A 22,250-nucleotide genomic window follows, 5' to 3' on the forward strand; every position below is an offset into this window, starting at 1 on the left:
ATTTTGTGCCAGAAGACAAAAGTGTACAAAATAACTAAAAAATAGATGAATATCAACAAATAAATTGACAAAAATTAGGGCGGAGGGTAAAATGAATTTGTAAAATATTGGTGTAATTGTATGGTAAAACTGTAAATTACTACGATGAAAATGGAGGTTTTTTATGAAAAAGAGAATAGCGCGAATAGCAGCAGTATTGTGCGCCGGCATGATGACCGTTTCTCTGGCAGCCTGCAGTGGTGAGCCGGCAGGAGGCAGACAGACGGCAGGAGAGGGAAAAGGTGCTTCCACTAACGGGGATGAAATCGTTGTAGGGTGTGTGGTACCCTTAACGGGTTCTCTGGCGGCTTTTGGACATGGTGATCAGGAGATGCGTGATTATGCCGTGGCTCAGATCAATGATAAGGGCGGCATAAAAATAGATGATAAAGACAAAAAAATTAAAATTGTTTATGCCGATTCAGAATCGGATGCTACAAAAGCATCTGAGGCGGCGTCAAAACTGATTGAAAGTGAAAATATTGATGTAATGATCACTTCACATACCAACGATACTACAATCCCGGTTGCGGCTGCCTGCGAGAGAGCCGGCGTGCCCTGTCTTTCTGTAGATACACCGGATGATGCCTGGGCAAATGAAGGTCCTTATACATATTGTTTCCATGCTGGATTTAATACGGAAAATGAATTAAACTGCTTTAAAGATGCCTGGGATAAAGTAGAAAACAGCAATAAAAAAATTGGTCTTTTATATGCAAATGATGTAGAGGGCCAGGAGTTATCCGGAGCAATGAAAGAATTTGCAAAAGAAAACGGATATACCCTTATAGATCCGGGTTCTTACACGGCAGGAGCAACAGACTATACATCTATTATTAATAAACTGAAATCAGAGCAGTGTGACATTGTATGCGGTGTTATGGTAACTCCTGACTTTGCAACCTTCTATTCACAGATGAAATCCAGCGGATATATGCCAAAGGTCTGCACAGTAGCAAAAGCAACTCTGTTTGCCGCAGATGTGAATGCAGTAGGTGCCAATGGTGTTGGAGACGGTGTGGTATCTGAAGTATGGTGGACACCAAGTCATCCGTATACCTCTTCCATTTCAGGACAGACAAGTAAAGAAATCGGAGATGTGTGGATGGAACTGACCGGCGACGATTATGCACCGGCTACTGCAGGTTATGACTATGCCAATATTGAGATTTTATACGATGTTCTTTCAAGAGCAGGTACTTCTGACGCGCAGGCAATTATAAAAGCTGCGGCAGAGACAGATCTTGATTCTGTTATCGGACCAATTAACTTTAATGAAGATCATGTATCTATCCAGCCTCTGGTTACGGGACAGTGGTGCTATGAAGATGGTAAATGGGTACAGAATATTATTGCCAATACACAGGTTCCGGATGTGCCCATCACAGCGGATATTAAGTTTTTAAAATAATGTATGCAGTACAGGATCAGCAGATCCCATGTAAAAGTAATATAGATTCTTCTGCCGGAAAAAGAAATGGCAGAAGAGAGAAATATCAGATTGTAGAATAGTGCAGATAATTTATAACAGTAACCGTTATGGAGAAAAACTCTGTAACGGTTATTGTTTCCATAACAGGTTTGCAGGGAGGTAGAGATTTTGAGTGCAATATTGACGGTAAAAGACCTGGGAATTTCCTTCGGAAGCAACCATGTACTGAAGTCCGTAAACTTCCAGTTAAATGAAGGAGAAGTACTGGGAGTCATCGGACCAAACGGCGCCGGAAAAACGGTAATGCTGAATGTTTTGACAGGAATCTTAAAGCCCACAAAGGGGACCATAACCTTTGAAGGAAAAGAGATTTCCAAAGAAGGGATTACAGACCGGTGTAAAGGCGGAATTGGAAGAACCTTTCAGGTTCCCCGGCCCTTTGAAAAGATGACGGTGTTTGAAAACATTATGGTAGGGGGTGTCTTCGGCGGCAGAATGTCTGAAAAACAGGCAAAGGAAGAAGCCTTGAGAGTAGCGGAGACCATCGGGCTTTCTGACAAGCTTTCGCTGTTTGCCGGAAAGCTTGGACTGCTGGACAGAAAACGGCTGGAGATCGGCAGAGCCCTTGCCACACAGCCAAAGATCTTACTGCTGGATGAAGTCGGGGGCGGCCTTACGGAATCGGAAGTAGAATCCATTATTCAGCTGGTAAAAACAGTAAAAGCCCAGGGAGTCAGCGTGATCTGGATTGAGCATATTATCCGTACCATGCTGGAAGGAACCGACCGGGTGCTTTTGCTGGCGGATGGTGTAGATGTAGTCTGCGGAAAACCAATGGAGGTTATGAATTCCAAAGAAGTAAGCCGTGTTTATATGGGAGGAGGGGATGACGAAGCATGAGTCTGTTAGAAGTAAAAAATATAGATGTGCGCTATGGAGATTTTCTTGCACTGCATGATATATCTTTAAATGTAGAAGAGGGATCTATCGTTTCCCTGATAGGCGCTAATGGTGCTGGAAAATCCACGATTATGAACACAATCTGCGGACTGAATAAGCCTGTAAAAGGGGAAATACTGTTTGACGGAAAAAATATTTCCGGTTTAAAGCCCAGCAGAATATCAAAATATGGTCTCAGCATGGCCCCGGAGGGAAGTCACTGTTTTGAGCGTATGACGGTAAAGGATAATCTGCTGATGGGAGCTTATCTGGCAAAGGGCAGTGAGCGGATGGAGCGTCTGAAAAGTGTATACAAGCTGTTTCCGGTTCTGGAGGAAAAGCAGAATCAGATGTCAACGTATCTTTCCGGAGGACAGCGGCAGATGCTGGCAATCGGCAGAGGTATCATGACACAGCCGCGGATTTTACTCTGTGATGAAATTTCACTGGGACTTGCGCCGGTTGTTATTAACGACATTTATGAAAAATTAAAAGAAATATCGGCTCAGGGTATTACTCTTCTGATTGTGGAGCAGGACGTAAACCGCAGTCTGAAAAATTCTGACTATGCATACGTTATACTGGAAGGAAGAGTTGTTATGGAAGGGAAATCCAAAGAGCTGAATGTTGAAGATGTAAATGATGCATACTTCGGCATGAATAAATATGCTCATTAACAAGAAAGAAAAGGAGTGAATCAATATGGTACAGTGCATCGTTACAGGAATACTTCTTGGCGGTTTATACTCCATGATTGGTATCGGAATGTCGCTGGTATTCGGTATTATGAAACTGACCAATCTGGCACACGGAGATCTGATGATCTTAGGTACCTACCTGACGCTGGTGATAGCCAGAATGGCCGGACTTCCTCTGATTGTGGCCACAATTTTATCTGTGGCAGTCATGTGTGTCCTAGGTTTTTTGATCCAGCAGTTTTTAGTTAATAAAGTAATGGATAAGGGCGAGGCTCCGGCTTTGCTGGTGACCTTTGGAGTGTCTATTTTTCTGTCCAACCTGATGCTGAAGATATTTGGCGCAGACAATCAGACAATTGCAAATTCTCTTGCCTCAAAAAATATTATTACTACAGATAAGCTTTCTGTTTCTGCCAGCTATCTTACAAGCTTTATTATAGCTGTTGTAATTATTGTGGCCTTAAGCCTTGTTATGCAGAAAACCAATTTCGGCCGGTCAATCAGGGCCACCTCCGATGATGCCATGGCGGCGGAGCTGATGGGGGTCAATACAAAAATGGCATATGCGGCGGCTATGGTAATCTGTATGGGAATTACGGCAATTGCAGGAACTTTGGTAGGATCTACATTTGTTTTTTATCCTTCATCCGGAACGCAGTATCTGATTATTGCTTTTGGTGTTGTAGTAATCGGAGGAATGGGCAGTCTGATCGGTACTTTGACCGGCGGTATTGTGCTGGGGCTTGCTCAGGTAATCGGCGGTTTTGTATTTGGTTCCGGCGTTCAGATGCTGATTGCTTACATTGTACTGCTGGTGATTCTGGCAGTGAGACCAAACGGACTGTTTGCGGCATCGGCAGTTAGAAAGTAAGGGGTGAGCAAAAAATGATGAAAAAAACTAGTAAAATAACACCTGTGATATTACTGGCAGTGATTGCTGTGTTAATTGTGTTTCCCTTTGTGGGGTCATCTTATGCAACATCTATTATTACGTTGATCCTGATTTACATGGCAATGGGACAGATGTGGAATCTGATGGGCGGTTATGCAGGGCTTTTATCTCTGGGAATGCAGGCTTTTATCGGAATCGGCGGATATTCCCTGACGATTCTTTCGGTAAATTACGGGGTAAATATTTATCTGGCAATTATTGTAGGAGCAGTGATCTGCGCGGTCTTCGGCCTGGCAGTATCACCGGCGATCTTTAAAATGAGCGGCGTCTATTTCGCTATTGGAACATGGATTATTGCGGAAGCTTTGATGATCTTTTTCTCCAACTGGAAATTTGTAGGGTATGCAAAGGACTGGGGAATTAAGACCGTATACGGAATGAGCAATATTCAGCTGTATTTTACGGCCCTGGTTATCGGAATCATTGCGATATTAGTTGTATACCGGCTGCTGCGCACAAAAACCGGGCTGGCGCTGATGGCAATCAGAGACAATACAAGTGCGGCGGAGGTAATGGGAATTAATATTTACCGCACAAAGCTTACCTGCTATGTGATTACCTGTTTTATGACCGGGCTGATTGGCGGTGTCATGTATATGGTGCAGGGATATATTAAGCCGGATACCGGATTTAGTATCAACTGGACCATTGCCATGACATTTATGGTAATTATCGGTGGTCTTGGAACCATGGAGGGCCCCATTGTGGGAGCGATTATCTATGTAATCATTGTTCAGGTTATGTATAACTTCCCGGGAATGTCCATGATCGTCCTTGGAATTATCGCTATTGCAGTTATATTGATTGCACCTTCTGGAATTATGGGAACCCTTTATGAAAAAACGGGATTTCAGCTGTTGTCTCCAAGGCGCAGTATTCCTAAAATAAAGAAAACAGAAGAAAAATCATAGTCTTATGGAAAATATCAGGAATAACCGGCATGTCAGGCTGTTATTCCTGATATTTTTACTTGCAATTTTTGATGGAATTTGTCTATAATAGAAAATAGTGTGGCCTGATATCAATTCTGCTGTTTCTGGTATTGGGAACTGACCTTATAATATAGAGGAGATCATCATGAAGAAAGTAGAAGATTATGTTAGAAGTATTCCGGATTTCCCGGAGGAGGGTGTTATTTTCCGCGATATCACAACTGTAATTCAGGATGCGGAAGGATTTCAGCTGGCAGTAAATGAAATGAAAGCTTTATTAGATGGTGTTGATTTTGATATAATCGCAGGAGCTGAGTCCCGCGGTTTTATTTTTGGTTCTCCGCTGGCATATGCAATGGAAAAAGGATTTGTTTTAATCCGTAAAAAAGGAAAGCTTCCATGTGAAACCGTTTCTGTGGAATATGACCTGGAGTATGGCAGCGCTGAAATAGAGATTCACAAAGATTCTATTCAGCCGGGACAAAAGGTTGTAATTGTGGATGATCTGATGGCAACCGGCGGAACCATCGAGGCAAGTATCAAATTAATTGAGAGCCTTGGGGGCGTTGTTGTAAAAGTGATTTTTCTGATGGAGCTGGCTGGACTTAAGGGACGCAAACGGCTGTCAGGCTATGATGTAGCGTCTGTTATTACATATGAAGGAAAGTAAATAAGGAAGACTTATCAATTTCATAAGAATTAATCATGTGTAAGAAGTGGGTTGACGGCTGGGAATGATTGAAGTCGACTATAAAATATGATAAATTTAACAGAGTAAAGCAGGTCCCTGACAACAGAGCAGGGATGGTATGCGGCGGGGCCGCTTATAAGTTAAAAGGGAGATTTTATGGGCGAATTAATACTGGAAATGAAAAACATTACAAAAACATTCGGTTCTGTTGTCGCAAATAAGGATGTATCCCTGCAATTATACTCAGGAGAAATTCATGCTCTGTTAGGTGAAAACGGGGCCGGAAAAAGTACTCTGATGAATGTTTTGACAGGAATTTATAGACCGGATGGCGGAGCGGTTTATTATAAAGGAAAAAAAGTTTCAATCCGCAGTCCGAAACAGGCGGTAAATATGGGAATTGGTATGGTGCATCAGCATTTCAGACTGATTCCCACACTTTCTGTTGCAGAGAATGTATATCTGTATTCGGAAGACCGGAAATTTATGCTGAACCAAAAAAAGATGGAGAACGTGATATTAGAATGTTCAGAAAAGTTCAATCTGTCTGTGGACGGGGCAGCGAAAGTCTGGCAGCTGTCTGTAGGAGAACAGCAGAGGGTGGAAATTATTAAGCTGCTGTACCGGGGGGCTGAGATTTTAATTCTGGACGAGCCTTCTGCAGTACTGACGCCTCAGGAAGCAGAGGAAATGTTTAAGACTCTCAGAAAAATGGCTGATGCCGGAAAAGCGGTTATTGTAATTTCACATAAAATGAACGAAGTAATGAACCATGCCAATCGGATTACCGTTTTAAAAGGCGGAATGGTAGAGGATACGATGCTTGCGGAGGATGCCACAGTAGAGCGTCTCACAAAGGCTGTGGTAGGAGACAGGGAATTTGAGGAAATCCTTCCGAAAGAAGATGGCGGGGTATCTAAAGAATGTGTCCTGGAATTAAATGCCCTTGAGGCATTAAATGATAAGGGACTTGCCGCTTTGAAAAATATTACTATGCAGGTACATAAAGGTGAGATTTTTGGAATCGCCGGTGTTGCAGGAAATGGACAGCGGGAACTTTCTGAAGTGATTGCAGGACTGCGGCCAGCTGTATCCGGAAGTGTTGTTTTAAAAGGACGGGATGTTACAAAGGATTCCATTAAAGGAAGGATCCAGAATGGAATTTCTTTTATTCCGGAGGACCGTCTTCATATGGGACTGGTGCCCGGACTGAATTTCAAAGAGAATGTAATCTTAAAAGAATTTGATACAAAGAAATACTGCCGTCATGGGATGATTGACTATAGTGTGGCGGAACATGCGGCGAACCGTTTTGTGGCGGAACATGAGATCAAAAACGGGGGGATTGACCTGCCGGTAAGTTTAATGTCCGGCGGCAATCAGCAGAAACTTCTGATTGCCCGGGAAGTAGACACAAAGCCTTCCCTGATTGTAGCGGTTTATCCGGTCCGGGGACTGGATATCGGAGCGGCAGATGCCATCCGCGAGATTCTTATGGAGGAGAGCAGAAATGGAACGGCCGTCATTTTGATTTCAGAAGAGCTGGAAGAAATATTTAAAATGTGTGATCGTGTAGGGGTTCTTTGCAACGGTGAATTAATGGGCGTCCGAAAGGTGCATGAGACAGATTTTAATGAAATTGGCAAAATGATGTCCGGAGAAAGAAGTGAGGTGGCGGCACATGCGTAAAATCCGGTTTCAGAAACGAACAGACATATCTATGACAAGAAAAATTTTGAATCCCATTGTTTTTGTGCTTCTGGCTCTGGTGTTCTGCGGGATTTTTCTTGCCATTGTAGGATTTAATCCCATTGAAGTGTACGGAAAAATGCTGGAAAAGATTTTTTCTGTGAAAGGATTTCAGAAAAGTATTGTCGCCGGGCTTCCGCTGATGTTTACCGGGCTGGCAGTAGCCTTTGGCTATCGAATGAATATGAATAATATCGGTGCGGACGGCCAGTATGCCATGGGTTCTATTTTGTGTGTCTGGTTTGCTCTTTACGGACCGGATATGCCTGCGGTTCCAAAACTTATCATTATGTTTATACTGGCCCTTGCCGGAGGAGCATTTATTTCTCTTCTTGCGGCCATTCCAAAAGCACTGTGGAATGTGAATGAAACCATTCTGACCATGATGTTAAACTATGTAGTGCTGCTGTTTTTAAACTATCTGATGTACGGTCCCTGGAAAGAGGAGGGACAGATGGTTGCTCAGACTGCCAAAATTGACGAGCGCTATTTCCTCCCGGATATTGGGAACACAGGAATTAATTCCATTTTGATTATTGCGGTTATTCTGGCGGTAGGGATTTATTTCTTCCATAAAAAAACGGCCAGAGGGTATCAGATGGAAGTTATCCGAAGAAGTCCTTCGGCTGCCCGCTATGCCGGGATGAACGTGAAAGCCAATATTATTTTTGTTCTGGCGGTGAGCGGAGCCATTGCAGGTCTTGCAGGTTTTGCTCAGGTTGGGGGAATTATCCACCGTGTGCAGGCAGACCTTCCAAATGGCGCCGGCTATACGGGAATTGTAATCGCATATCTTGCATACTTAAATCCTCTGGTAGTATTGATTGTAGGCTTCTTATTTGGAGCGCTGCAGATCAGTGCTGTGGCGGTACAGATTACCGGAGTGCCTTCGCAGATCGCCATGATGATTCAGGGAAGTATTATGCTTTTTGTAATTGCAGGGGAGTTCTTCAACCGCTATAAAATTGTCATTCAAAAGACAGAAAAAACGCTTCCAGAGAAGACGGAAAAGAAGCAGGAAGGCGGTGTAAGTCATGAGTAGTGCATTAATTGTATCCATTATATCTACCGCGATTTTATATGCCGTATCTGTACTTTACGCGGCCATCGGTGAGATCTTTGCTGAAAAGGCCGGGGTGATGAACCTTGGGCTGGAAGGTGTGATGCTCATGGGAGCTGTATCCGGCTATCTGGTAGCAGTACATATGAAAAATCTGGCCCTTGCCCTGTTTGTGGTAATTGCTGTGGGAGCCGTCCTGGGACTGGTCTTTGCCTTTGTGACGGTGACGCTGCAGGCAGATCAGACAGTTGCGGGTATGGCGATGCTGACCTTTGGTACGGGACTTAGCGGATTTATCGGAAAAGAGGTCTGTGGTGTCAATGCCAATCTGGCGTTTGAGTCCATTGCCATTCCGGGATTAAGTAAAATCCCTATTATCGGGCCAAGCGTATTTAATCAGAATCTTTTGGTTTATGCCATGTATATTATTATACCGGTTTCTATGATTTATATTTATAAAACAAGACCGGGTATGATTTTAAGAGCACTTGGAGAGAATCCGGCTACTCTGGACTCTGCAGGTTATAATGTTTTTGCACTTCGTTATGGTTATGTGATCTTTGGAAGTGCCATGACAGCAGTCAGTGGTGCCTGCGTATCTTTGGCATATACGAATTTCTGGAGTGATAATATGACCAGCGGAAAAGGCTGGATTGCAGTAGCATTGGTTGTATTTGCTTCCTGGAATCCGCTGCTTGCGGTGTTTGGAGCACTGCTGTTTGGGGCAATCAGTGTTATCGGTGTAGATATTCAGATGGTATTTTCCGCACTGCCTTCGGAGTTTTATTCCGCACTGCCCTATGTGGCAACCATTGTTGCACTGATTTTTACAACCGGAAATTTCCGAAAGAAGAGGTCCACGGCTCCGGCCGCCCTGTGTATTCCATATAACAGGGAAGAACGTTAATGTGTTTGTTATGCCTTCCAAGCAGACAAAAACGGGCATTACAATAGATAAATCTTAGGAGGATGAAACATGAAGAAGAAGTTATTAAGTATCGTACTTGCTGCGGCGCTGGCAGTTACCTGTCTTGCCGGATGCGGCAGTAAGGAAGACACAAAAGAGGGCTCTGCTCCGTCAGAAGGAAAAAATACTTCGGGCGCAGTAGATATGTCTGACATCAAAATTGGTGAAATTGAGTCTTACGTATTAGAAGACGGCGGCTGGTGCCAGGCGACACATGCAGGTGTTGTAGCTGCAATGGAAAACTGCGGGATTCCGGAAGAAAATCTGATTACTCTGGAAAACATTGCAGAGGATCAGGCTTCTGTTCAGGCAGCGGCAGAGCAGCTGATTGATGCCGGATGTAACGTAATCATCGGCGCATCTACAGGTTATGCAGGATACTTATCAGAAATTGCAGATGAATATCCGGAAGTTACATTTGCTCAGTGGGGCACAGAAACAGAAGGTCTGGTAGCTTATGAGCTTAGAAGCTATGAGGCAATGTTTGTAGCAGGCTATGTATGCGAACTGATGTCACAGGATGAGAATACACAGCTTGGTTTCTCTGCAAGTATGAATGAATTCTCTGTAAGAACTGCTATTAACTCCTATGCACTTGGGGCAAAATATGCCAATGAAAAAGCAACTGTAAAAGTTGCATGTGCAGATTCCTGGTATGATGTAGACAAAGAAAAACAGTGTGCGCAGTCCTTAATTGACGCAGGTATCAAGTACATGGGTATGGAAGCAACATCCCCATCCATTGCACAGACCTGTGAAGATAACGGCGCTTACTGTGTAGGCTATCATGTTGACAAAAAGGAAGATGCACCGGATGCGGTACTATTCTCCTTTACATGGAACTTTGCGCCGATCTTTGAAGAGATTTTCACAGATAAAGCAAACGGAAATGAGTTAAAAGCGCTTTACTATGAAGGCGGCGAATGTGCGAAATTAACGGAGTTCAGCGATCTGGTTCCAGAAGATATCCAGAAAAAAGGAAAAGAACTCCAGGAAAAAATCAATGCCGGTGAAGTACAGGTGTATGCCGGACCATTATCTGATGATAAAGGCAAAGAGCTGGTGGCAGACGGTCAGACAATGGATGATAACACAATTTTATTACAGGACTTCTTCGTATCTAACGTAGAATGTGCATGGTCCAAATAAGATTGAAATAAGCCCACAGATTTAATAACATAGAGCGGCCGGAGAACCGATTGAAATCTTAGAAAAGAGTTTCGTCTTCTCCGGCCGTTTTTGGAAGGCAGATAGACAGGTAAAAGATAAAAAACATAAGAAGCGGAGGATCATTAAAATGGATGTAAAAAAGTATCTTGAATTATGTGAACGTGGAAATACAGGAACTAAAGTCAGTAAAGATGACTGGGATATGGATTATATTGTAGAAAATGTGATGGATTTGGTGGATGAATATGAATTTGAATGGGACAAGCAGGTGATTATTCCGGAAGATGATCAGCTGTTTGACGATATGTTTGAAGCTGCCAAAAAGCTGATTTTAAAAACAGGCGTTTATAATATGTCCACACAGAGAATTATTTCTTTTACAGAAGAAGAAATTGAGGCCGGAATCCGTGATATGAAAAAGGAACTGGTGATGGGAGAAGGAAAAGATGCCTATACACTGGTTGCAAGAGAAGTGGAGGACAAAAGAGAACCAGCTGTGTGGGCCGGCAATCCTGGGTGCCCCACGCCGGAAGAACTGTTTTTTCCTATTGTAAAAAGTGTGGCCAAAGAGCCTGTGATTGATCTGATGACCTGCGGCTCCCTGGTAGATGTGGACGGATTTAAAGTAACCAGCGGTTCACCTTCCGAAGTAGTAGCTGTTAGAAGAGAGATGGAATATCTGCATAAAGCACTAGAAGAAGTGGGAAGACCGGGACTTGGCCTTTTAGCTGCGGAAAGTGCGGTAACAGAAATCGGTGATCTGGCATCCGTTGGGGAGAAACGTCTGCGTCCATGTGATTCCCATCTGGTTGCTATGTTTAATGAACTGATTATTGATAACGGAAATCTGGTCCGGGCGGCAAGCAAGCTGGATTACGGTATGAAAAATGCATCTTTGGCCTGCACCATGGTAGGCGGTATGGGTGGAGACGCTCCGGGAAGTACTGTGGTTATGATTGCTTCTATTCTGGCTGCAAATCTGATCTGTATGGCTGATTATCATCTCTGCCACCCCATTCATATTCAGGATGTGGCAACCACAGCCAGAGGATGTCTGTGGCTTCAGGCTGTTTTATGCCAGACTTTTGCAAAGAAAGCTCCGGCAATTATCGTCTGCGATATCTGGCCCTCCAGCGGAAGTCTTACCAAAGAATTATTATATGAGACAGCAGCCAATGCCATTGTTGTAAGTGTCTGCGGAGGACATTTAGAAGGTCTTGGAGCAGCCAACGGGAATGAACCAAATGGAACAGGCCTGGAAGTAAGACTTATGGGAGAAGTTGGAAAAGCAGTAGCCCGCCAGGGTATGACACGGGCAAAAGCCAATGAAATCGTATTAAAACTGTTGGAGAAATATGAGCATATTTTCAAAATGGAAGATAAAAATAAAGGCTCCCGTTTTGATGAAGCTTATAATATGGAAACCATTGAGCCCACAGAAAAGTGGCTGGCTATGTATGAAGAAGTAAAAGCAGAGCTTGCAGAAATGGGCGTTGAGTTCTAAGAAAAACTAAATAAAAGAAGAAATAATATCAGGGCAGAGGCTCCAAAGTTACGGAGCTTCTGTCCGCTTTTATTTTACTTTGTGCAGGCCCGGGGGTATAATAAAAGAATATAAAAGCAGGAGAGGAGTGCAGCATATGGAATACCGCAGTATGGATAAAATAGGAGAGAAGGTTTCTCTTCTGGGGTTTGGCTGTATGCGTTTCCCCAAAGATGAACAGGGAGAAATTGATGAGGTATTAACAGAAAAAATGCTGGATGAAGCATTAAAGTGCGGTGTTAATTACATTGATACCGCCTATCTGTATCATAACAGAACCAGTGAGGATGCTTTGGGGAAGCTGTTGAAAAAGTATGACAGATCTTCTTATAAGCTGGCTACAAAGCTTCCAGACTGGATTTTGGACTCTAAAGAAGAGGCACAAAAGATACTAGAGGAGCAGCTTTCAAAGCTGCAGACGGATTATATTGACTTTTATCTTCTTCATGCATTAGATGCCAGGCGGTGGGAGCATATTAAAAAGCTGGAGCTTGTCAGTTTATGTCGTCAGTGGCAGAGGGAAGGAAAGATCCGGCACCTTGGGTTTTCATTTCATGATGGATATGAGGTATTTGAAGAAATTATAAAAGCGGAAGACTGGGATTTCTGCCAGATTCAGTTGAATTATATGGATACGGATTTTCAGGCGGGTGAGCGTGGATACCGGTTGACGGAGGAGCTTGGTATCCCTTTGATTGTTATGGAGCCTATCCGGGGAGGTATGCTGGTAAATCTGCCAAAAGATCTGGCGGAAAGATTTCATCAGGTGGACAAGGAAGCTTCCCTGGCTTCCTGGGCGCTGCGGTGGGCAGCGTCACATTCCAACGTAAAAGTGATTTTAAGCGGTATGAGCAGCTATGAAAATGTGTTGGATAATCTCAATACATTTAAAGAATATAAGCCGTTGGGGGAAGAAGAGGCTGCGGCTGTCAGAGATGTTCAAAAAGAGCTTTTAAACAGAGTGAAGTCCCGCTGTACCGGGTGCGGCTATTGTATGCCCTGTCCCTTTGGAGTGAATATTCCGGAGAACTTTCAGTTTTATAATGCCTGCAGTTTGTTTGATGACGCCAGGTCACGAAGATTATACTATGGAATGGGAAAGACACAGTCTACAGCTTGCAGGGAATGCGGTAAATGTGAGAAGGCCTGTCCGCAGCATATCAAAATCCGGGAAGAACTTAAAAATGTAACAGACTTTTTTCAGCCTGAGGAAGGATGCTAGAGTGAGGAGCTGCCAGTCTCCTATCGTGTATATAAAAATGCGGAATAAAAAATGAAATAGAGATAGTTTATAATTGTAAATGAAAAGACAGGGGTTTCAGACAGAAATGTTTGGAACTTCTGTTTTTTTTACCGGCCTTTTTTGTTATACTGTAACACAGTACAATTTTTAAAGGAGTCGGTTTTATGTATGATGAATTAACAAAAAAAGATATAGAGCGCATGGAGCAGGAAATTGAGTATCGGAAACTGGTTGTCAGGAAAGAAGCCTTAGAGGCGGTAAAAGAGGCCAGAGCCCATGGAGATTTAAGTGAAAATTTTGAATATCATGCCGCCAAGAAAGATAAAAATCAAAACGAAAGCCGGATTCGTTATCTGGAACGTATGATAAAAACAGCCAAAATTGTATCTGATACTTCCAAAAGTGATGAGGTAGGAATTAATAATACAGTGGAAGTGTATTTTGAGGATGATGATGAGACAGAGCGCTATACGCTGGTGACAACGGTAAGAGGCAATTCTCTGAAAGGATATATCAGCACAGAGTCTCCCATTGGCAGGGCACTCCTTGGCCATAAAGCAGGAGAGCGGGTCTTTGTGGATATGGGAGGCGGCGGATATTACGTGGTCATTCAAAAAATTGAAAATACAGAAGATGACGGGTCCATTGGGCTTCGGAGATTTTAAAGGAGGCACAGATGCATGAACATCATCATGAGAACGGGCATGAACATACCCATACCCATTCCCATCAGGAAACCAAGAATGTATTAAACCGCCTTTCACGTGCTATGGGCCACTTAGAAGCCGTTCGGCGTATGGTGGAGGAGGGAAGAGACTGTGCAGAGGTTCTCGTGCAGCTTGCGGCAGTAAAATCAGCCCTTAATAATACCGGAAAGGTGATTTTAAAGGACCATATTTCCCACTGCATTGTAGAGGCAGTGGAAAAGGATGATTTTCAGAAACTGGAGGAATTAAATCACGCAATTGATTCCTTCATAAAATAGAAAAAATAAAGGAACCAGGTTTCATACAATGGCTGTCTGGCCGGCTGATGTATGGAGCCTGGTTTTTCTATACGATAACCAGTGTTTATTTGAAGTAATCCAGAAAATATTGTATCTGCTGCTCCATATTGTTATGCCGGAAGGTGATTCCGTAATCCAGCTTTTGAACATCCCGGATGGGAAGTACTTTGAGATCTTTTAAATCTGAGGGGATCAGAATATCCGGAAGGACGCAGACCCCATAGCCGCATTTGGCCATCAGCATACTGACGGCTTCATTTTCACAGATGAGATCTGCGTGATCCTGAACGTGGAAGAGAAGATATTTCTGCAGTTTTTGATCTGTATAAAAAGGAATCAGCCGGGGATGCAGTGTAATTATGCAGTGCCCTTTTAGTTCCTCTAGTGTGATTTCGGCCTTTTCCCATAGTTTATGTTCCGGTGGTACAAGGGCATAATTTTGAAATGTTTTTATTTTTTGAAAGCTGCAGTCTTTAATATCTTTCGATGCCGTATAGCTAGAAAGGATTAGATGCAGCTGGCCGCTTTCAAAAAGATGCCGCAGCGTAAAGGGATCAGTAATCGTAAAAGGACAGCGCAGCCTGGGAAATTCCTGATGTATGGCTGTCACAGCATCCGTAAGCTCTTCTAGTTCATAATTACTAGAACAGCCAATTGTTAGAAATTTAAGTTCCTGTTTGGCAATATCCTGCAGGCGCTGCTGGGTAAACATGATTTTGTTAAATATTTCCTTGGCGTCCTCATAAAAGATAGTGCCGGCTTCCGTTAAGCGGACGATCTGCCGGGTACGGAAAAACAGCTTGGTATTTAGCTCTTCCTCCAGACTTTTTATGTGGTGGGTAACAGTTGGCACGGAAAGGTAAAGATCATCGGCGGCTTTCGTAAAGCTTAAGCGGTCCGCCACATACAAAAAACATTGCAGCTGCTGGGTATTCATAAGCATTCTCCTGATTTCTTAATAATAAATATAGTGTTAGATAAAGGTACTTGGCGGGGAATCCTAAAGCAGCAGGATTCCTCTTTAGTTTATAGTGATTTTTTATTGATTTCAACTATTATTAGAAAATATCTAATAATGTTTCTTTATTTGAAATTCACAATTAAAAAAATGCATGATAGAATCCTTACTGTCAGAAAGTAAATGAAACAGATATAAATACATAGATATTTGAACATTTATGAAATAAGAAACATACAGCAATAAGCTGTGAAAGGAGGATTTATATGATTCGTAAATTACTGCGGTCCATTGGTGAATATCGGAGGGACTGTATTCTTACTCCTCTGTTTGTTGTAATAGAGGTGATTATGGAGGTTTTGATTCCTCTGGTAATGGCAGAAATGATTGATGCGGGAATTACCGGAGGTAATGCAGCTCTGTTAAAAAAGCAGGGAGCAGTATTAATTATTCTGGTGCTGGCGGGATTGCTGGCAGGCGTTTTATCCGGCAGTTTTGCAGCTAATGCATCTGCGGGATTTGCTAAAAATCTTCGTCAGGATATGTATGACAATATACAGAACTTTTCCTTTACCAATATTGACAAATTTTCCACTTCCAGTATTGTCACCCGCCTGACCACGGATGTTACCAATGTGCAGCTGGCCTTTATGATGATTATCAGAATTGCAGTACGTTCGCCATTTATGCTTGTCTTTTCCCTGATAGCAGCTTTTTCGGTAAATGCCCGGCTGTCTTTCATTTTTCTGGCGGCCATACCTATACTAGCGATAGGACTGTATCTGATTGTACATTTTTCTCATCCATATTTTGAGAAAGTATTTACTGTGTATGATGATCTCAACGGTGTGGTACAGGAAAACTTGAACGGTATCCGTGTAGTAAAATCCTTTGTAAGAGAGGATTATGAGAAAAAGAAATTTTCAAAAGTATCTGAAACAATTTATAAAATTTTCAGCAAAGCGGAAAAAATTGTAGCTTTTAATATGCCGCTGATGCAGGTAGTAGTATATGCCTGTATGTTATTTTTCTCCTGGTTTGGAGCAAGATTGATTGTGCTTAGCAATGCAACAGAGATGACCACCGGGGAATTGTCCAGTATGATCGCTTATGCCATGAGTATTCTTACCTGTCTGATGATGCTGTCTATGGTACTTGTTATGATTAATATGGCAAGATCATCCACAAGGCGTATTGTTGAGATTCTAGATGAAAAAAGTACCATTACCAATAAGGAAGATGCGGTGCAAAAGGTTGCCGGCGGAGACATTGTTTTTGATCACGTGGGATTTAGCTATGGGGATGATAAAGAAAAAGAATGTCTTCATGATCTGAATTTAACTGTGCAGGCCGGCTCTACTCTGGGAATTATCGGAGGAACAGGAACAGGAAAGAGTTCGATGGTACAGTTAATTGCAAGACTTTACGATGCTACAGAAGGTGCGGTTTTGGTAGGCGGTGTAAATGTAAAAGATTATGATTTGTATGCGTTGAGAAATCAGGTGGCTATGGTGCTTCAGAAAAATGAGCTGTTTTCGGGCACCATTAAAGAAAATCTCCGCTGGGGGAATGAACATGCATCTGATGAACAGATTGTTCATGCGTGCCGGCTGGCACAGGCAGATTCCTTTATTGAGACATTTCCGGATCAATATGACACCTATATTGAGCAGGGAGGAACTAACGTCTCCGGCGGCCAGAAACAAAGACTCTGTATTGCCAGAGCACTGTTGAAGAATCCAAAGATACTGATTTTAGATGATTCCACCAGCGCCGTTGATACGAAGACAGACGCCATGATCCGCAGGGCATTTCGGGAGGAAATACCGGATACTACAAAAATTATTATTGCCCAGAGAATTTCTTCTGTGCAGGATGCGGATAAGATCGTTGTAATGTCGGGAGGAAGAATTGACGGATGCGGAACCCATGAAGAGCTGTTGGAGAATAATAAAATTTACAGAGAAATATATGAGTCTCAGACAAAGCAGGCTTCCGGTGATGCGGGATGCAGAGAGGATGACTGCAGACAGAGAGGAGATGACAGGAATGAAGAATAAAAACAAGACATGGGCTACCTGCAGACGACTGATGTCCTATATTGCGGGGCGGCATAAAGTGATATTTGCAGCAGTTTTATTCTGTATTATTATCAGCTCCTGCGCTACTGTTGTCAGTTCCATGTTTTTAGAAGTATTAATTGATGATTATATTACGCCTATGCTGGGAGATGCCGGTCCGGGATTTGGAAAACTGTTATATGTAATTTGTATAATGGCTTGTGTTTATGGCTGCGGTGTGATTTGCACCCTGTTTTATAACCGGCTTATGGTGAGAATTTCCCAGGGAACTTTAAAGGATATCAGGGACGATATGTTTCAGCATATGCAAAAGCTGCCCATCCGGTATTTTGATACTCATACCCACGGGGATATTATGAGCCATTATACCAATGATACGGATACATTACGGCAGTTTATCTCCCAGGCGCTTCCACAGCTGATATCCTCGGCAATTACCATTGTGGTAATTCTGATTTCCATGATTATGAGCAGTATCCCCCTTACGCTGATTGTTCTGGGTTTTACTGTTATTATGATTGTGGTAACACAAAAAGTCGGCGGAGCAAGTGCAAAATATTTTATCCGTCAGCAGGCCAGTCTTGGAGCGGTGAACGGATATATTGAGGAAATGGTCAACGGCCAGAAGGTAATTAAGGTGTTCTGCCATGAAATGGAGGCAAAAAAACAATTTGCCAGAAGAAATGCTGTTTTGTGTCAGGATGCTACAAATGCAAATAAATACGGAAACGTGCTGATGCCTGTAATCCTGCAGCTTGGGAATCTCCAGTATGTGCTTCTGGCTCTTGTGGGAGGACTTCTGGCCCTGGGAGGAGTAGGAGGCATTACAGTGGGATTGATTGTGGCATTTTTAAGTCTCTCCAAAACATTTTGTGTTCCTATATCGCAGATATCTCAGCAGGTGAGCATGATGGCCATGGCCCTGGCAGGTGCGGAGCGTATCTTTGCCCTGATTGATGAGGAACCGGAACAGGATGAAGGCTATGTAACGCTGGTCCGTGCAGAATATAACCAGGCTCATGAACTTGTGGAAGCGAAAAGTCCTATGGGTATATGGGCGTTTAAGCATCCCCATGGGGACGGAACAGTTACGTATACCCCTCTGACCGGAGATATTCAGTTTTCAGATGTGGATTTTGGCTACAATGAGAAAAAAATTGTGCTGCATGATATTAATATTTATGCGCAGCCGGGACAGAAGATCGCATTTGTGGGAGCTACCGGAGCGGGTAAGACCACAATTACAAATCTTTTAAACCGGTTTTATGATATTGCAGACGGAAAAATAAAATATGATGGTATTAATATCAATAAGATTAAAAAACCGGATCTTAGAAGGTCTCTGGGGGTTGTGCTGCAGGATGTCAATCTGTTTACGGGGACGGTTATGGATAATATCCGGTATGGAAGGTTAGAGGCCACAGACGAAGAGTGTATTGCGGCTGCAAAGCTTACTAATGCCCATGAGTTTATCGAAAGCCTGCCGGAAGGATATCAGACTATGCTGACACAAAATGGTGCGGCTCTTTCCCAGGGACAGCGCCAGCTTTTGTCCATTGCCAGGGCAGCGGCAGCAGATCCGCCGGTTATGGTTATGGATGAGGCCACATCTTCCATTGACACCCGAACGGAAGCGTTAGTACAGCAGGGAATGGATAATCTGATGCGGGGCAGAACCGTATTTGTAATCGCACACCGGCTGTCAACGGTGCAAAATTCCGATGTGATTATGGTATTAGATCAGGGACGTATTATTGAAAGAGGCAGTCATGACAGTCTGATTGAAAAGAAAGGAGTATATTACCGGCTTTATACCGGAGCATTTGAACTGGAATAGTAAAAAATAAATTGAAAAAGAAATAGATAGAATAGATCAAAAAATGCTCCGCTGTGGATCGCACTGCGGCGGAATGGAGTCATGTCGCAAAAGCGACCCGCCGCAGGCGGAGAATCCTGCCGTGGCAGGATTCTTTTTTATTTTTTTCTGGAATATTTTTCTTCGCAGTATTTACAGCGGTATATTTCATTTTCTGCATCAGTCAGATAAAAGATCTGTTCTAGCTCCTGTTCAATGGAGGTGATGCAGCGGGGGTTTTTGCACTGGATTACATTATGAATTTCGTCAGGAAGCTTTAGCGCCTGCTTTTCCACAATTTTTTCATCTTTAATAATATTTACCGTAATATTGTGGTCAATAAAACCAAGAATATCCAGATCCATGGAAGTGATATCGCACTCCACTTTGATAATATCCTTTTTTCCCATTTTATTGCTGCGGGCATTTTTTATAATGGCAACGCAGCAATCCAGCTGGTCCAGCTTCAGGTCATGATAAATGGAAAGACTCATGCCGGCTTTGATGTGGTCTAGTACAAATCCCTCTTTGATTGCGCCAACGTTTAACATGTTACATCCACCTCCAGTAATGTAAGAATCAGTGCCATACGGACATAGACACCGTACTGAGCCTGCTTAAAATATGCGGCGCGGGGATCGTCATCCACTTCTGTGGCAATTTCATTGACACGGGGAAGGGGGTGAAGCACAAGCATATCCTCTGGCGCCAGTTCCATTTTTGCCTTATTTAATATATAGAAGTCTTTCATTCGGATATAGTCTTCTTCATTAAAGAAACGTTCCTTTTGAACTCTTGTCATATAGAGGATGTCCAGAGACGGAAGGGCATCTTCCAGCCGTTCTACTTCCTGATATTCGATATGGTTCTTTTCTAGAACATCTTCCCGGATATAGCTTGGAACTTTTAGTTCCTCCGGAGATATGAGAATAAATTTTACATTTTCATAGCGTACCAGCGCCCGGATTAGAGAGTGCACGGTACGTCCGAATTTTAAGTCTCCACACAGTCCAATGGTGAGATTGCCAAGACGGCCTTTGAGCTGATGGATAGTCAGAAGATCTGTCAGTGTCTGGGTGGGATGCTGATGTCCGCCGTCTCCTGCATTAATAACAGGAATATTGGATTTCTGAGATGCAACCAGCGGAGCACCTTCCTTTGGGTGCCGCATGGCGCAGATATCTGCATAGCAGGAAATCACGCGGATGGTATCGGAAACACTTTCACCTTTAGCGGCGGATGAACTGTCGGCACTGGAAAATCCCAGAACCTGCCCCCCCAGATTTAACATAGCAGCCTCAAAGCTCAGTCTTGTACGGGTGCTTGGCTCATAAAACAGGGTTGCAAGCTTTTTGCCGGCGCAGGCATGAGCATATTTGTCACGGTGCTGCTCAATGTCATTGGCCAGGCAGAGTAATTTATTCAGTTCTTCCACGGAAAAGTCCAGTGGAGTCATCAGATGTCTCATGAATGTTCCTCCTTGAATCTGTTTTGTCTGTCTTTACCATCATATAATAATCAGCATTAAAATTCAATCATTCTGATTTTAAAAGTCAATGGAAAGGTTTTATTTTGAGAATTTATAAGGGGGGAACCGCAAAAGTGGTATACCAGTGGTTTGTAAATGGAATAGTGAAACTAGAGCCATTCGTATACGCTGATTTCGAAAATGAATTAAAGAATATAGGAACGGAATTATTTGGTATAAAAAAAAGTGATATAGTTTACTTACAACAAAGAATAGCAGTAAGACATGTAAGGGTTTAGCAAAATTGCTGTGGAAAAATAAGGAGGAAAAGAATGAAAAGAAAATTTATAACAAAGTTATTGGCAGTATCTTTGGTGGGAGTTATGGCTTTGGGGCTGGCAGCCTGCGGGAAGGAAAGCGACGATAAAAACAGCACAAATGAAGCTGCAAAGAGTGATATTTCCGTTGGTATCGTTGTGAAGACTGCAACCAATGCCCATTTCCAGGATATCGCATATGGCGCAGCTATTGCCGGAAAAGATCTTGGAGTAGAAGTAAAAATTGATAATACCGCTACAGAGTCAGATATCGACGGACAGATCACGAAATGTGAAAATATGATTTCCACAGGTGTAGATGCCCTGATTTTGACCGCTAATGATTCTAAGGGAGTCAGCACAGCAGTGGAACGTGCCCACGAAGCAAAAATTCCTTTTGTAACTGTGGATACCGAGATTGAAAATCAGTGGGGAGATGACGTAAAAGATTATATGCCAAATTATATTGGTGTAGATCATACCCAGATGGCATATGATATGACCTGCCAGATTTTAGAATCCATGGGCGGCAAAGGAAATGTTGTTGTATTAAGAGGTGTAGATGCGGCAAGCTCTTCTCAGGAGAGAACAGAAGGTATTAAAAAAGCAATCAAAGAATACGAGAGCAAAGGCGTAAAACTGGTAGCGGAGCAGAGTGCAAATTATGATCAGGATACCGCAACTACAAAAATGGCTGATATTTTACAGGCCCACAAAGATGTAGATGCAGTTATCTGCTGTAACGATCTGATGGCAGTTGGTGCAATCACAGCCCTGGAAGAAAACGGATTTACTGTTGGAGCAGACGGTGTAAAAGTTGCAGGTATGGACGGAAATGTTATCGCACTGCAGTCGATCAAAGACGGAAAAATGTATGCCACAGCATATGACTGGTCTATTTTACAGGGCTATTACGCAGTGGTTCAGGCAGTTGATCTGATTAACGGAAAAACAGTTCCGGAAACAACAATGACACCGGATACCGTTATTACATCTGAAAATATTGATGAGTATCTGACTCATGGAGAGGAACTTTCTCAGTGGCAGATGGGAAGTGCAGTCAGTGAAATTTCAGATTATATGAGAGACTTCATTGAAAAAGGTGAAGCAATGCAGGAAAGCAAATAAGTAAAGTACAGGTGCTGTAAAA

Annotated in this window: 20 protein-coding genes; 17 read left to right on the top strand and 3 right to left on the bottom strand. The window is 42.9% G+C overall.

Features of this window, described 5'->3' with window-relative positions:
* Positions 1 to 163: 163 nt before the first annotated feature.
* From OCV88_RS00130 to OCV88_RS00195, 14 genes are all read left to right on the top strand, one after another.
* The gene (locus OCV88_RS00130; protein ID WP_158423628.1) at positions 164 to 1,450 is read left to right on the top strand and encodes an ABC transporter substrate-binding protein; all 1,287 of its coding nucleotides are present in this window, start codon (positions 164 to 166) and stop codon (positions 1,448 to 1,450) included.
* Between the two features lie 189 nt (positions 1,451 to 1,639).
* Positions 1,640 to 2,371: an ABC transporter ATP-binding protein gene (locus OCV88_RS00135; protein ID WP_262590538.1), complete on the top strand. Its 732-nt coding sequence runs from the start codon at positions 1,640 to 1,642 to the stop codon at positions 2,369 to 2,371.
* On the top strand, positions 2,368 to 3,087 hold the full coding sequence (locus OCV88_RS00140) for an ABC transporter ATP-binding protein (RefSeq protein ID WP_158423630.1): 720 nt from the start codon (positions 2,368 to 2,370) through the stop codon (positions 3,085 to 3,087). Before OCV88_RS00135 ends, OCV88_RS00140 begins: the two co-directional genes overlap by 4 nt.
* A 25-nt stretch (positions 3,088 to 3,112) precedes the next feature.
* Entirely contained in the window at positions 3,113 to 3,979 is an 867-nt protein-coding gene (locus tag OCV88_RS00145) for a branched-chain amino acid ABC transporter permease (protein ID WP_158423631.1), read from the top strand.
* Positions 3,980 to 3,993: 14 nt separating this feature from the next.
* The gene (locus OCV88_RS00150; RefSeq protein WP_158423632.1) at positions 3,994 to 4,971 is read left to right on the top strand and encodes a branched-chain amino acid ABC transporter permease; all 978 of its coding nucleotides are present in this window, start codon (positions 3,994 to 3,996) and stop codon (positions 4,969 to 4,971) included.
* Positions 4,972 to 5,137: 166 nt separating this feature from the next.
* Complete coding sequence (locus OCV88_RS00155; protein WP_158423633.1) at positions 5,138 to 5,662, top strand: adenine phosphoribosyltransferase; 525 nt, start codon at positions 5,138 to 5,140, stop codon at positions 5,660 to 5,662.
* 177 nt (positions 5,663 to 5,839) lie between these two features.
* Positions 5,840 to 7,372 carry an ABC transporter ATP-binding protein gene (locus OCV88_RS00160; protein ID WP_158423634.1) on the top strand — a complete coding sequence of 511 codons (1,533 nt, stop codon included), beginning with the start codon at positions 5,840 to 5,842 and terminating at the stop codon, positions 7,370 to 7,372.
* Positions 7,365 to 8,474: an ABC transporter permease gene (locus OCV88_RS00165; protein ID WP_158423635.1), complete on the top strand. Its 1,110-nt coding sequence runs from the start codon at positions 7,365 to 7,367 to the stop codon at positions 8,472 to 8,474. Before OCV88_RS00160 ends, OCV88_RS00165 begins: the two co-directional genes overlap by 8 nt.
* Positions 8,467 to 9,399, top strand: coding sequence for an ABC transporter permease (locus OCV88_RS00170; RefSeq protein WP_158423636.1), 933 nt, complete (start codon positions 8,467 to 8,469; stop codon positions 9,397 to 9,399). Before OCV88_RS00165 ends, OCV88_RS00170 begins: the two co-directional genes overlap by 8 nt.
* 69 nt (positions 9,400 to 9,468) lie before the next feature.
* Positions 9,469 to 10,608, top strand: a complete 1,140-nt coding sequence (locus OCV88_RS00175; RefSeq protein ID WP_158423637.1) for a BMP family lipoprotein — start codon at positions 9,469 to 9,471, stop codon at positions 10,606 to 10,608.
* A 148-nt stretch (positions 10,609 to 10,756) separates the two neighbouring features.
* A complete protein-coding gene (locus OCV88_RS00180) occupies positions 10,757 to 12,133 on the top strand; it encodes a monomethylamine:corrinoid methyltransferase (RefSeq protein WP_158423638.1) in 1,377 nt (458 codons plus the stop codon).
* A 136-nt stretch (positions 12,134 to 12,269) separates the two neighbouring features.
* Entirely contained in the window at positions 12,270 to 13,394 is a 1,125-nt protein-coding gene (locus tag OCV88_RS00185; RefSeq protein WP_158423639.1) for an aldo/keto reductase, read from the top strand.
* A gap of 185 nt (positions 13,395 to 13,579) precedes the next feature.
* On the top strand, positions 13,580 to 14,080 hold the full coding sequence (gene greA / locus OCV88_RS00190) for a transcription elongation factor GreA (RefSeq protein WP_158423640.1): 501 nt from the start codon (positions 13,580 to 13,582) through the stop codon (positions 14,078 to 14,080).
* 11 nt (positions 14,081 to 14,091) lie between these two features.
* Entirely contained in the window at positions 14,092 to 14,400 is a 309-nt protein-coding gene (locus OCV88_RS00195; RefSeq protein WP_158423641.1) for a metal-sensing transcriptional repressor, read from the top strand.
* Between the two features lie 85 nt (positions 14,401 to 14,485).
* Here OCV88_RS00195 and OCV88_RS00200 read toward each other — a convergent pair whose 3' ends face one another.
* The gene (locus OCV88_RS00200) at positions 14,486 to 15,358 is read right to left on the bottom strand and encodes a LysR family transcriptional regulator (RefSeq protein WP_262590540.1); all 873 of its coding nucleotides are present in this window, start codon (positions 15,356 to 15,358) and stop codon (positions 14,486 to 14,488) included.
* A 287-nt stretch (positions 15,359 to 15,645) separates the two neighbouring features.
* On the opposite strand from OCV88_RS00200, the gene OCV88_RS00205 reads away from it, so the two are divergent.
* On the top strand, positions 15,646 to 17,439 hold the full coding sequence (locus OCV88_RS00205) for an ABC transporter ATP-binding protein (protein ID WP_262590541.1): 1,794 nt from the start codon (positions 15,646 to 15,648) through the stop codon (positions 17,437 to 17,439).
* Positions 17,429 to 19,297, top strand: coding sequence for an ABC transporter ATP-binding protein (locus tag OCV88_RS00210; protein WP_262590542.1), 1,869 nt, complete (start codon positions 17,429 to 17,431; stop codon positions 19,295 to 19,297). Before OCV88_RS00205 ends, OCV88_RS00210 begins: the two co-directional genes overlap by 11 nt.
* A gap of 137 nt (positions 19,298 to 19,434) precedes the next feature.
* Here OCV88_RS00210 and OCV88_RS00215 read toward each other — a convergent pair whose 3' ends face one another.
* On the bottom strand, positions 19,435 to 19,866 hold the full coding sequence (locus tag OCV88_RS00215; RefSeq protein ID WP_158423643.1) for an aspartate carbamoyltransferase regulatory subunit: 432 nt from the start codon (positions 19,864 to 19,866) through the stop codon (positions 19,435 to 19,437).
* The gene (gene pyrB, locus OCV88_RS00220) at positions 19,860 to 20,783 is read right to left on the bottom strand and encodes an aspartate carbamoyltransferase (protein WP_158423644.1); all 924 of its coding nucleotides are present in this window, start codon (positions 20,781 to 20,783) and stop codon (positions 19,860 to 19,862) included. The genes OCV88_RS00215 and pyrB overlap by 7 nt, the downstream gene beginning before the upstream one ends.
* A gap of 332 nt (positions 20,784 to 21,115) precedes the next feature.
* Here pyrB and OCV88_RS00225 point away from each other — a divergent pair, with 332 nt between their 5' ends.
* Complete coding sequence (locus OCV88_RS00225; RefSeq protein ID WP_158423645.1) at positions 21,116 to 22,228, top strand: sugar ABC transporter substrate-binding protein; 1,113 nt, start codon at positions 21,116 to 21,118, stop codon at positions 22,226 to 22,228.
* Positions 22,229 to 22,250 lie beyond the last annotated feature (22 nt).

It is taken from the genome of Brotonthovivens ammoniilytica (genome assembly GCF_025566885.1).
Lineage (GTDB): Bacteria > Bacillota > Clostridia > Lachnospirales > Lachnospiraceae > Brotonthovivens > Brotonthovivens ammoniilytica.